We start from the raw sequence: 12936 nt of genomic DNA, 5'->3' as shown, positions 1-12936 counted from the left end.
AAATATTTATTTTGTAAAAGCAGTTAAAGATTTCAACCACTTGATATACTCTTTTAAAATTGATTTTTCACCAAAATTTTCATTTATAAAAAGATTTAGATTTTGCCCCAACGACCTTCTAAAATACTGATTGTCAATTAATTTCTGAACAGAACTTACAAACTGATCCAAATTATTCGAATCAATTATCATACCTTCTTCAGGTGAAGGAATAACTTTTGAAATTTCACCAACATTAGTAGCTACAACAGGTAAATTTGCCAATCCATATTCTAAAACAGCCAAAGGCAGTCCTTCTGAAAAAGAAGTTAAAACGGCTATTTCGCTCTGTTTTAGTAAATCTTGAACGTTATTTACCGCTCCGTAAAAAAAAACATTCTTACAAAGTCCACTTTCTTTTACTTTTTCTCTTAAATTCTTACTATAAGGATCATCAAAATCTTTCCCGATTAAGTGAAAAGTCCATTCGGGATAACTTTGAACGATTTCTATTGCTCCATTAATAAGCAAATGATGGTTCTTTTGAGGGCGTAAATTTGCAACACAAATTATCCTTTTACCTTCTTTTCCATTTAATTGAATACTACTTAAAGAAACGGTCGACTCAATTATAAAATTTGGAAAGTACGTAATCTCTTTACAGTTCAAATAACCTTCTGCCCATTGTTTTAGAGCATCATTTACAGAAATAACCCCAGAAAACATATAGGAAGAAAGTTTTAACGTCAAATTTTTCCGCGAAGAGAGGTTCTGTGAAATTCCATAATGATCATGCCAGATTACCTTTACTTTAGGCATTGTTAGCTTTACTAAAATAGCTATAAAGAAAGAGGAGCTGTGTGCGTGAATTAAATCGACTTTGTTTCTCTTAATATAATTTTTTAATCTAAAAATTGCATTTAAATCGAGAGCAGATTTTTTTTCTAAAAATAAATAATTGACTTTTTGATCTAAATAGTCTAAAAGTAAACCTTCATTTCTTGTTGCAATTAATCCAGAAAACTCCATTTTGTCAGCAAGAGAATTTGCATAGTTTACAGCCATACGTTCCGCTCCACCAACTTCCAAAGAATCTATAATCTGTACAATTCTCATTTCATTAGTAATTTTGCAATCTCTTTTTCAAAAACATCTGTTGTGAAATTGCGTGACCATTCCATTGCTTTTTGGCTTTTTTTCAAAAAAGTATTTTGATTTACCATTAAATCCTTTATCTGTTCAACATCTTTGGTCAAATCCATTTCAAGCAGGATACCTCTTTTACCAGAGTCTAGCATATAAGGAATGCATGAAACTTTTGTAGCTAACGGCACACATCCCCAAAACATCCCTTCTGCAATAGCCTTTGGCCAGCCTTCGCTTTTTGATGGCAGAATAACAAAATGACTCTTTTGATATGCTTTTTTAATACTGTTCCGATTTTGATTACCATGTAGATAAATAAAATCAGTTAAATTGTTTTTTTCAATGTAATATTGAATTTCTTCTCTTTCAGAACCGTCTCCATATATATTTAAACTAACATTGACTTGTCTTGAGACTAATCCTTCTATAAGCTTTATTGCATAAATTGGTCTTTTACCGGATACTAAACTTCCAACAAACATAAATTCAGCAACAGGGTTTAGTTTCGGTTTATTGATAAGCCCTTTTTCTGATTCTGAGTATGAAGCAGTAAAAAAAGGCTTTATGTTTTTAGAATTATATTTCCAGTTTCCATAAACCAACACTTCCATATTTCGTGTTAAAAAAGTATTACTTAATATCCACTTTTGAATTTTATAGGTAAAAGGCTGTTCACTGTTATGATCCCAATTTCCAGCATATTTCGCCGTCTTTATTTTTTTAGGAAACAAAATTTGAACAAAACAGCCAATTAACCCCATGTTTCCTGGGCATCTTAAATGAATATGATCTGCATTTTTCATTGCGAAAAATATCTTGTAAAAAATTAAAGGCAATTTTAAAACTGAACTCAATGTTCTGCCAAAATTAATAAAGTTAAAATCGGCAACTTTTCTAAAGTCTATTTTATCATGCTTATAGGAGACGTCTATAGCGATTGGCCTTCCATCTTTTAATGGAGCGACAATAATTACTTCATCAACGTACTTAAGCCAGATATTCATTTCGTGAATATATGGGCCATAACCAAAGAATTCCTTGTTTTCCTTGATGTGAATAACGTGAGTAATTATTGCAAATTTCATTTAGCCTAACAAATCTATTTTTCTATTGATAAAAGTATTTTTTTAATATAGTTTTTCGGGTGCAGATAATTTTCACTCCAGATTAAATTATTTTGTGCCATTTCCAAATATCTATTTTTAGATAGCAAAAATTCTATTTTTTCAAGAAGTTCTGAATATGAAATTCGCGACGCTACCTTTTCATAATTTATTCCTTCATCAAAATTTTCTATTTTTACCCCTATTAGGAGTTATAATTACAGCTTTACCAAATAGTAAGCATTCTTTTATTTTCCATCCAAGAGTATCATTTAAGCCATCATCTGCAATTGCTATATCTGAATTTTTCAATTCATTAAAATATTCTTTTTTGGATATTTTTTTAATATCTAAAAGAACATCTGGTGCTACTTTGGAAGAAAATGTATCAGGAAACACGCCAACTATTGTATTCTTGAAATTCTTTTTAATAATTCTACAGGCGTCAATACGAAACTCGTTTTGTAATTCCCTTCTATTCTTTTCCTCTAAATCAGAATTATTATCAGGGTTCCACAATCTAGTTTGAAAAATTATTTTTCCTTACTATTATTTACCTCTTTGGGAAAAAACCTTATGTCCATTCCATTGTGAGACAAATTGAAAAACAAATTGAAAAAATCTTAAAACTCACTTGATTTTCGTGCCTGTAATATAACAATGAATAAATTATCATTTTATGATGCGAATTTCCAATGGGTACTTCTAATTTTCTTTCAATTTTTAATTTTTATCGATATTATCTATCCTTGGCGTGGCTTATTTAAATACAAACTCCACCAACCTACAGTTCTACCAATCGCTTCACTCAAAGGTGCTTTCTTCTTTTTTTCAGTTAGGACATTAGTAAATCGAATTATTGTTAATAAAACCGTAATTGCATTCCATTTGAAATGATCTTTAAAATTTGGCTTCGGATTTTTTATTCTCCAAACATACCATCCATTCCGAACCACCATTTTTCCATACTTATATAGATTTGGTCTTCCGGCAGGATCATGAAAGTGACTCAATTTTGCATTGGTATTAATTACATTTTTACCAAATTGTAATGCGCGAAGACTAAAATCAGCATCTTCATATAAACCATAACCTTCAAAGAATTTTGAAAACTTAATTTTTTCAAAAGTGTTTTTTCTGAATGCCATCGACATTCCTATCAACAAATCTACATCGTATATTTTTCCTGTCAACGGAAATCCGCAAGTTCTTCCATGTGAATATAATGGCATTTTGCCTGGTCCAAGATTAGATGCAAGTCCTAAATAATTTCTAGCTACATTTCTCAGACCTTCCTTGTAAAAATATCCTTCAAACAAATAAAACTGTTTAGGATTGTAATATTGTTTTTTATCCTGAAATTTCCACTTGTTTTCATTAATAGCTACACCGCCAACACCGCCAATATTTGCGTCATTTTGAAATGTTTTAATAATCTCTAAAAAATAATCGGGTTCTAAAATTGTGTCATCATCCAAAAAACAAACTATCTCTGAATCGGAAGCAATTTTAGCAATACCAAAATTACGTTGTTTGGTTAATCCTCTATTTTCTTCTGAAACTTTAAAATATTGAAGGTTTTTAAAATTATTAGCTTTTAAAAGAATACCCGTTTCGTCATCTGAAGATCCATCAATAATTAAAATCTCATTAGGATATAAGTATTGTTCCTGAATCGATTGTAACAATTGCAATAATGATGCAGGACGCATATAAGTACAAATAATTAATGAAAAATGCGTCATTACTTATACTTTTAAAACTACTAAAATATTGCCTGCAGTCAACTCATCATCTGAGTAATTAATAAAATCTTCATGAAGTTTAATTTTTTTAAACAAATCATACTTCTTTGTATTTTTCTGCAAACTTTCGTATTCTAAATAAAGCACTTCAAAATCGTATTTTTTAAAAATCTCTAAAAATTGCGGTAATCTTAGTCGATTATGATAATCAAATTTGGTATGAATTTTTTTCCATTCCCTTTCACTGTATTTTAAAAAATCCTGCATCGATAAATTACTGTCGTTGTGTTGTCTTAAATCACTTGGTGAAATAAAATGAATGATATAGGAGTCTTTTTTAAGTTCTTTTTTTAATTTTTTGTGCAGATCATCAACATCATCTTTGCTCATATGGGATAAAACGTACCTTGAAAAAAACATTTTCATATCTGGCAAATTACTATCCAAGACATTCTTTTTAGGAAAATATTCGATTCCTTCTGGAAGCCCATATTTACTTTCCATGTTAGTTATTACATTAAAAGCATACAAGTTTGAGAACAAGTTATTTAATTTTAGAACTGTTTTTCTTTTAAAATGTTCATTAATATCAACTGTAATTATTTTTTTTACTTGTAGTTTGTATTTAAAGTAATAAGGCATTGCAGGAAACCACCCAGACCCTAATTCAAATACATTTTTATCTTTTAAATCAATATTTAAATCTGTGAGTACTTTTGACAGTCTTAAATATGTAGACTCAGTACGTTTAATACGACTTTCTAAACTTGATTTATCAAAAAAACTCTGTATTTTATGATAAAAATAATCGTCAAGTTTATTTGGCAGTAATGCCAGTGATTTAAACAATACTGTTTTTATTTTGTAATTCATTTAGTATATTTCTCTTATTATTAAGTCTGTATCCGTCTTTAGAAATAAACTCTGATCTGGTTTTATATCTAAAACTATTTTTTCAAATTTCTGCCAATATTCAATTAATTCAGAAAGTGTAGGATTCCAAATTTCATTGTTTTTTATCTTTTCTCCCAAAAATTTAAAATTAGCTGACACATCAGCATTAATTCTTTTATCATCAGAAAACATTCTTCCAATATGATACTCCATAGGAACTGAAAAATAAGTATGAGCTATAAAGACACCTTTTTCATTCATCAAAATATTTAAATTGCTTTTTGATAAAGATTTTTTAAAGTCCAACATCTCCAAAGTTTGAAAAATATAAAACTCTTTTTCAGCAATTATATGTTTGAATAGAATCGGTGAATATTTTGCCAATTTATAAGGCTTATTTTTAACTTTCTTCCAAAATATCAATATTGAAAAAACAGAAAATCCAAGACTCAAAAAATCTCTAAAAAAAGGAAAAATAAATTTAAATTGTCTCTGAATAATGGCTTTTTTAAAATTCCCAGCAGAATTTTTATATTTCAGAATTATGTTTTCATCATTATAAAAATGAAAAATAATATTCTTAATCATCAGCTGCATCTTTTTTATCAAACCAACATCTTTATTTCCGTTTAAAAAACTTCTTAAAGTAAAATGCTTGGTATTTAATTGATTTATTACACCATTAGTAGCTGTACCAGAATCTATATAATTCCAAAGAACATTAATTTTTTTATCAACAAGAATTTTTTCATATTCCTTATGATTTAAAATATTTTTTTCTAAAAGAGAAAAATTGTAAGGTTGAAACCCATGATCGATCCAAACTTTTAAATCGTCAAGTGGCGGTGTAAATTGAATAAAATCTTCATAGCTCTGTTTTTCTGTCTTTATAGATTGAGACAATGAGTGATAACATAATTCGTGTCCATCCAGTTTCCATTTCATTAGTTCATCTCTATCATTTTCAAATGATGCGTTTTCGGTACGTTTTGAAAAATGATTTAAGAAAAACCCTTTTGTAATTTTTATTCTATTTTCTTTAAAAAACATTCTTTGCAACGAAAGATTTTCTGCAGTATCAAAATCACAATGATCTGTAAAACAAGCTATAGCTGTAAACGGATATTTAGATCTACTGAACTCCAAAGCGTGATTTTTAGGAAATAAAAGAGCTGGATGTTCCGGGAAATCAAAATTCTTTTTAGACGATTCCAAAACTTTTCTATTAGAATTTCCTGAATAAACAGTGATTGGTTGCGAAAAATTAGGGTTGAAACGCCAAAGTAAAACATTCTTTCTTTTTTTACTTATTTCCCAAATTCCAAAATGAATATTACTTTGAACCAATTGTCCATTTTGAAGTTTTATTATTTTAGGGCAAAATTCACTTGCAGTTATATCTTTATCACATTTTACCCATTTATAATCATGATTTCTAAATTCGAAAATAGGCTGTTCAAATATAATTTCAATATCAAAAGAGTATTGTTCAGAAAGATTTATTTTGGTGAGGTCAATGCTCAATTTATGTTTTTGATTTTCATCAAAAGCATAAATCTGTTTTATATTACTATTTATTGAAATCGATTTTATCAATTTATTTGAATAAAATTATTGTTTTATTTTTTTTGCCCAAAACAAACTTACTTGCCATTGTTTTCGAAAGTTTAAAAAGTAATTTATTGGATTTTTACTATTTTGATCTTTATAAAATTTAAAAAACAAAACCGTTTGATAACCGTTAAGTTGATTTTGTTTTAAATTTAGAATTTTGTAAAGCATTACTGTTGGTGAAGGTTTCGGCTGAATTTCATCTTGTTGCCAAGTTAAAACTGGTTTTGTCCTAAATCCTCCAATTGGCGCTTTAACATGAATAATTTCTGGTTTAGGCGCATAAATAATATCAAACCCAGAGTTTCTTAACTGAGCTCCAAAATCACTGTCTTCACCGTAACCAAATTCAAAACTGATATTGTAAAAAACAGCTTTAATATTATTTGCTTTTACCACACTGCAACCTGAACCGAAATTGTCCCATTGAATTTTTTGTTTTTCCTTTTTATATTCAGGATAATTAAGTTCATAACACCCAAAAGTTATCTGTTCTGCACCTTCTTTTTTAATTAAACCTAATGCATTTTCTAAAAAATCATTTGCAATTCGAATATCATCGTCTGCCATAAAAATCCATTCACTTGTAACTTCAGACAAAGCTAAATTCCTAGCGTTACAAGCTCCAGCTTGATGTGTAAAAGAATGTTTTATTACAAAAGGCCAGCTTTCATTATTTAAATAATCCAACTCTGAAACACTGTTCACATCAGGATTCTGCTCAATAATAATGACATTTTCTGGTAAATGTGTCTGCTTAGACAAATCCTTCAGAACATCATAAAGATATTTCTTTCTTCCAATTGTTGGAATAATAACATCGATAGTCTTTTTATCTATTACTTTTCTTGTAGATTGAACTTTAATATCATTTAATAAATCTTTATTAAGATGCCTTTGTCTGAAACCAAAACTTGACAAAAATGGAAAGATAGAAAATTTCTTTTCATAGATTAATAAATTTAAAAACAGCAAGAAAACCCAACGCGTTTTATAATGTTGTTTTACAAAGCGAAAAGTTAAGAAATCATTTTTTTTAGTTGCTTCTTCAATTCTTGACGAATCTTTAACCAGTAAAGGTTCAGAATAACACAAAAGCCCGCCAACTAATGCTAATTTTGCCATTGAATGCAAAAAGTAGTTAAAATCTGAATCTTTATTAATGTCATTTTTTAAAGCGTTTAGAACTTCAGCATGAATTCCGCCAACTTCTCCACTCATCTGCCAAGTCGGATAAGCAACATCTTTTTTAACATTTAAAAATAATGATTCATCTACATAACCAATAGTTTCAGACAAAAATGGAGGATTCGATAAACTGTAAGAAGCTACTATTTTTTTGTGATGAAAAATTTCTTCAACTTTTGAAGTATCTAAATTTGGTTTTAAATCTAAACGACACCATATTATAAGCTGTTCAGAATATCTCTCAGCTATTTCAAACAAATTAAAAGCAATATTTTTAGAAGAAAACGGAATACTTTCTCCTTTAAAAACCGCTTCAATTACTTTATTATTTTGATGATAAACAATTATCATTTTACTATTTTTTAGTATTTAAAATAGTTCGATAAAACTCCATATTCTCAAAGGCAAGCTTATTAATATCAAATTTTTCTTCAACTCTCAGTCTGCCAGATTGACCTATTTTTTTTGCTAGAAGATTATCTCCAATAATTTGTTTAATTCTTTCAGCATATAAATCATGATTGGAAGGATGCACCAAAAAACCACTTTCTTCATCAATAATCAATTCTTTAGACCAGCCTATATTACTATTAACAACAGCTTTCTGCATTGCCATTGCTTCTATTGTTACCATTCCGAAAGTTTCTGCATAGGTTGGAAAAACACATACATTTGCTTTTTTTATATGCTCCTGAATCTCATTGTATGGGATTTTCCCAATATAATCCACATAATTTAGATCATCTTTTGTAAATAAATCTTTCATTAAATTCCAAGTCGATTTAGATTTGGTTTTTATATCAAAAGTATCATTTCCAATTAGAACAAGTTTAGTTTCTGGAAAAACATATCTCACTTTATTAAAAATTTCTGGCAATTCTAAAACTCCTTTTTTTCTAATTAAAGTTCCTATGTAAAGAATTGTATTTTTTGCGAACTTTTCTGGAGAATTATTTTCAAATTTCTCAAGATCTAGACCATTATGAATTGTTAAGACTTCTTTTTTCTTTATCTTAAAAAGTTTTTTTGAAACTTCTCCTGCAAATGATGTTGGTGCAATAAATGCATCCGCTTGATTTATTCCTAGTTTTTCAAACCAGAAATTTTTTAGTTTTTGTTTTCTGTTTTCTAAATGGCAAAAATAAGCATCACTCCCATGAAATCTAATTATTAAAGGGATTTTAAAATGCATGAAAGCTGTAATTCCTGTCCAGTCTGGCGCTTCAATTATTGTAATATTCTCTTGCCGTATTATTTGGTTACAATATTTTTCAATATGTTTTCGATATAAATACCATCCGAAAAATTTATATCTTTTCTTTTTTATACGATGAATTATGATTCCATTATCATTTATGATTTCTTGTACAGGCTGATCATAAATAAAAATTGTTATCGCATTTCCATGGTTATACAAAGAGGTTGCCAGATTTTTAATACTCGAACCTATTCCCGCTGATTGTAAAATATCACGATGAGGGTATTCTGGGGTTAGAAACGCAATATGCATAATTACTTATTAAAAAAATCTTTAATAATTCTTGCCGTAAATAATCTCGCACCATTGTTTGTCATATGCCCGCAAGAAGAGAAGTATTTATTTTCTACTACTACATTTTCATAATTGTAAATTTCCGGATATGCTTTTTTTACTTTATCAAAATAATTCATGCCTACAACATTCTCGCACATGGGAGTCATTACAGAAATAAAATTGATATTATTCTTTTTGCATATATCTTTAATCTCTTCGTAGTATTTATTATGTGGCAACGGATTTAAATTGACAATGTTATTTTTCATATTGCCATTTTTGTGTTTTTCTAATGGGTGGTATCCTAAATTTTCTAGACTGTTTGTTTTCCTCTGAATTGCTGTAAAAAACATTTCTCTGAACCCTATCTTGCTATCAAATTTCACATATCTATAAAAAGGAATATAGTATAATTCATAAAAATTACTTTCATTTTTGTAGTGTTTCCTAATAATTTCTGAATTATGAATGTAAGGCAAAAACAGCGCTGCAATTCCTTCCGCTTGATGATCATTAGCTAAATTCAAATCAGCTTCAAGAATTAAATTTTTTATTTCGTATTTTCTTTCAATCATTAATTTCAGCATTAATGAAGCTTCAAACAAATGACCGCCACTCATTCCGTAATTAAACGTTTTTAATCCTTTATCCTCAAACATTTGCGATACAAAATGATTGTTAGCTCTAGAAGAACCTAAAATAACTACGTCATACTTTTTTGCCGTAGAATTAAAAACCGTCTCAATTTTTCCACGGTTTCTAGACTGCATAAAAACATAAGTATACAAACCATCCAGAATCACTGCTATCAAAACTGTTAAAAGAAAAATCCCTAAAATGTATAATAAAAACTTCTTCATTAAAATTGGAAATAAATAAATTCTTTGTAGTCTGAATAAGTCCCAAAAGCAATAATAGCCATAATAGCCAGTGCCATTTTTAGCATGCTTCTTTTCCCTGAAATTGGTTCAACTTTGGTTTTATTATTCCATTCAACTAACACAAATAAACCAATCATCAATAACAGTTCATAATTATATCTTTCGTTATCTAAATACTGCGAATTAAATTCTCCGCTGGTAAATATTCTTTTTAAATATAAAACAGCATCGGTGATTGTACGCGCTCTGAAAAATACCCAAGCTACGCAAGTCAACAAGAAAGTTGTTAAAATACTAAATAGCACTCTAACAGAATCTAAATTCCATTTTAAAATAATAGAATCCATGTTATTCCTATTACTATTGGACAATAATAAAGGAAGAAAATAAACGGCATTTATAAATCCCCAAACAATGTAGGTCCAATTGGCACCATGCCAAAAACCACTTACAATAAAAATGATGAAAGTATTCCTAATTTTCATCATAAGTCCTCCTTTACTTCCTCCTAACGGAATGTATAAATAATCTCTAAACCAAGATGACAACGAGATATGCCAACGACGCCAAAACTCTGCTATGTCTCTTGAAAAATAAGGATAGTTGAAATTTCTCAACAAATCTAGACCAAATAATTTGGAAACACCAAGCGCAATATCTGAATATCCCGAAAAATCTCCATAAATCTGAAATGCGAAATAAACTGCTCCTAAAATCAATGAAAGAGAATTCATTGACTGATAATGGTCAAAAATTGCATTTGCATAAACGGCACAAGTATCTGCAATCACTACTTTTTTTACCAATCCCCAAACGATTTGATAGACTCCTTCTTTTGCTTTTTCAAAATTAAACTCGCGTTTTTCTTTTAACTCTGGCAATAAATGTGTTGCCCTTTCAATTGGCCCAGCAACTAAAAGTGGAAAGTAACTCACAAATAAGGAATAATCTATAAAATTGTATTCTGCTTTAATTCTTTTATAATAAATATCAATCACATAAGACAAGCCGTGAAAAGTGTAAAATGAAATTCCAACAGGAAGAATAACATTCAATAACATTGGACTTACCTTAAATCCTAAAGAAGAAAACATTTCTGCAAATGAAGTTGCAAAGAAGTTATAGTATTTAAAAATCCCTAAAAATCCTAGATTAACTAAAATGCTAAGCCAGAACCAAAATTTTCTGCTTCTATCTGAATTACTTTTTTCAATTTGTATTCCAGTGAAATAATCTAAAAATGTAGAAAATACCAATAAAAATAGAAATCGCCAATCCCAACAAGAATAAAAATAATAACTGGCAACAATTAACAAAGCATTTTGCGTGCTTTTAGTTTTATTGAAGACAAACCAATACAAGAAAAAAACGATTGGTAGAAATACGGCAAAAGCCAAAGAGTTAAAAAACATTAGATTAATTTAATTTTATAACAGATCATAGACCTAATTCGCAAGAATTGTTTGAATTGTTTTGCATATTCTTTTCGAAGAATCTTCTGGTGGATGTTGATTAATAATTTCAAACCAATTTTTCGCGTTTTCAACTGTTTCAAAAGATTCTTGCAATCCTAACTTAATTTTATCTTCTATTTCCTTTGCATTGTTCAACCAAATAACAGTCTTTTTATTTGGCATCGAACGAAAATGAACAAAATTGTAAATCTTACTAACAGACCAATTTTTATCTATCTTATTTGCCACATCATAATTAAGATATACACATGGTTTTTTAAAAGATGCATAATCAAAAATCATGGAAGAACCTAGATTAACCACTAACTCTGTATGTTCAATTGTATTCATTTGCAAATGAATATCTTCCTGAGTTGGCAATATTGTATTCCATTCTTCTTTAATTTTTTCCCAAAGAGGATTAATCGCTTTAATAACATCTTTATAATTGTCAATCACTTTGTCAAAACGACCAGAAAAATCGACAGGACAACGACGAAAAATAATTCCCAGTGAATCTCCTTTTTTATTCAACTCTCTTACCGCAATGGCAACATCCTCCAAATATTTTGGATCATCTGGGCATGTAGTCACATCGTCACCTGAATAACAGATGTATTTTTTATTTTTATCTAAGTCATACTGTTCAAAAAATACTTCTTTTGAAAGTATTTTACTTTTATCAAAATGGGATTCAAATTGTGGAGTTCCAGTAACAAAAACCTGTGTTTCTTTAATATTTGGATAATAAAAAAGTAATTCTTTTTTCATAAAATCACTCCATACAAAATAATAATCAGTTTCTATTACCATAGTAGCCTTAGGTAAATTGTCCCAAGAGAAAATAAATGTTGCTGTTGGAATCCCAAGATCCTGAGCTGCTAAAATTGGGGCAATTGCTAGAACAGGGCGCTGATTAGTACAGAAAACAAACTCGGGTTTTTCTTTTTTGAGTGTTTCAATACAATCTTGATAATAGGCAGTTTTTCTTTCTGCCTTATTCATCTTTTTTCGAATTTTGAGCAATCCATTATCTGAAAAATAAAAAAGGCTCAAACTTTGAACCAATAGGCTTTTTGCCGTCTTTTTAATAGTAGAATAAGAAAAAGGAAAACGATACGAATTATACACATTGTCTTTCGTTCTCTTAATATTTAATTTTATTTCCGTTTGAATCTTTACATTTTTATAGATGTCTGTCCAAGGATTTATTTTGGCATTTTTCATTGGAATTTCACTAAATCCCAAATCCGCTATAGGAAAGGGAGTATTATTCCAGAAAACCACATCAAGTCCTTGCTCACTTGCATGATTATAAAAACCCGAATAAGCGAAATTACGTAAGCCAATTCCATCTGGCAATAATATAAATATTTTATTCTTAGACATTATATTCTTAAA

At 29.0% G+C, this 12936-nt stretch carries 11 protein-coding genes; all 11 read right to left on the bottom strand.

What is annotated here, in order from left to right; genetic code table 11:
- Positions 1-6: 6 nt before the first annotated feature.
- Positions 7-1095, bottom strand: a complete 1089-nt coding sequence (locus tag LPB248_RS14750; protein WP_177212100.1) for a glycosyltransferase — start codon at positions 1093-1095, stop codon at positions 7-9.
- Complete coding sequence (locus tag LPB248_RS14745; RefSeq protein ID WP_177212099.1) at positions 1092-2210, bottom strand: glycosyltransferase; 1119 nt, start codon at positions 2208-2210, stop codon at positions 1092-1094. Before LPB248_RS14745 ends, LPB248_RS14750 begins: the two co-directional genes overlap by 4 nt.
- Positions 2211-2408: 198 nt before the next feature.
- Complete coding sequence (locus LPB248_RS14740) at positions 2409-2747, bottom strand: hypothetical protein (RefSeq protein ID WP_177212098.1); 339 nt, start codon at positions 2745-2747, stop codon at positions 2409-2411.
- Positions 2748-2971: 224 nt separating this feature from the next.
- Positions 2972-3973, bottom strand: coding sequence for a glycosyltransferase family 2 protein (locus tag LPB248_RS14735; protein ID WP_177212097.1), 1002 nt, complete (start codon positions 3971-3973; stop codon positions 2972-2974).
- 3 nt (positions 3974-3976) lie between these two features.
- A complete protein-coding gene (locus LPB248_RS14730) occupies positions 3977-4846 on the bottom strand; it encodes a hypothetical protein (RefSeq protein WP_177212096.1) in 870 nt (289 codons plus the stop codon).
- A complete protein-coding gene (locus LPB248_RS14725; protein WP_177212095.1) occupies positions 4847-6463 on the bottom strand; it encodes a hypothetical protein in 1617 nt (538 codons plus the stop codon).
- 15 nt (positions 6464-6478) lie between these two features.
- A complete protein-coding gene (locus LPB248_RS14720; protein WP_177212094.1) occupies positions 6479-8017 on the bottom strand; it encodes a glycosyltransferase family 2 protein in 1539 nt (512 codons plus the stop codon).
- A gap of 4 nt (positions 8018-8021) precedes the next feature.
- Positions 8022-9176: a glycosyltransferase family 4 protein gene (locus tag LPB248_RS14715; RefSeq protein ID WP_177212093.1), complete on the bottom strand. Its 1155-nt coding sequence runs from the start codon at positions 9174-9176 to the stop codon at positions 8022-8024.
- Positions 9177-9178: 2 nt separating this feature from the next.
- Entirely contained in the window at positions 9179-10060 is an 882-nt protein-coding gene (locus LPB248_RS14710; RefSeq protein ID WP_177212092.1) for a hypothetical protein, read from the bottom strand.
- Entirely contained in the window at positions 10060-11493 is a 1434-nt protein-coding gene (locus LPB248_RS14705) for an MBOAT family O-acyltransferase (RefSeq protein ID WP_177212091.1), read from the bottom strand. Before LPB248_RS14705 ends, LPB248_RS14710 begins: the two co-directional genes overlap by 1 nt.
- 33 nt (positions 11494-11526) lie before the next feature.
- Entirely contained in the window at positions 11527-12924 is a 1398-nt protein-coding gene (locus LPB248_RS14700; protein WP_177212090.1) for a UDP-glycosyltransferase, read from the bottom strand.
- Positions 12925-12936: the final 12 nt, after the last annotated feature.

Source organism: Flavobacterium sp. LPB0248, assembly GCF_013388355.1.
GTDB lineage: Bacteria > Bacteroidota > Bacteroidia > Flavobacteriales > Flavobacteriaceae > Flavobacterium.
This window is presented reverse-complemented; position numbering and strand designations above follow the sequence as displayed.

Coding starts and splice junctions, on each gene's coding strand:
- LPB248_RS14720 (WP_177212094.1), bottom strand. CDS start 8,017: ATGATAATTGTTTATCATCAAAATAATAAAGTAATTGAAGCGGTTTTT.
- LPB248_RS14735 (WP_177212097.1), bottom strand. CDS start 3,973: ATGACGCATTTTTCATTAATTATTTGTACTTATATGCGTCCTGCATCA.
- LPB248_RS14745 (WP_177212099.1), bottom strand. CDS start 2,210: ATGAAATTTGCAATAATTACTCACGTTATTCACATCAAGGAAAACAAG.
- LPB248_RS14715 (WP_177212093.1), bottom strand. CDS start 9,176: ATGCATATTGCGTTTCTAACCCCAGAATACCCTCATCGTGATATTTTA.
- LPB248_RS14700 (WP_177212090.1), bottom strand. CDS start 12,924: ATGTCTAAGAATAAAATATTTATATTATTGCCAGATGGAATTGGCTTA.
- LPB248_RS14730 (WP_177212096.1), bottom strand. CDS start 4,846: ATGAATTACAAAATAAAAACAGTATTGTTTAAATCACTGGCATTACTG.
- LPB248_RS14710 (WP_177212092.1), bottom strand. CDS start 10,060: ATGAAGAAGTTTTTATTATACATTTTAGGGATTTTTCTTTTAACAGTT.
- LPB248_RS14705 (WP_177212091.1), bottom strand. CDS start 11,493: ATGTTTTTTAACTCTTTGGCTTTTGCCGTATTTCTACCAATCGTTTTT.
- LPB248_RS14750 (WP_177212100.1), bottom strand. CDS start 1,095: ATGAGAATTGTACAGATTATAGATTCTTTGGAAGTTGGTGGAGCGGAA.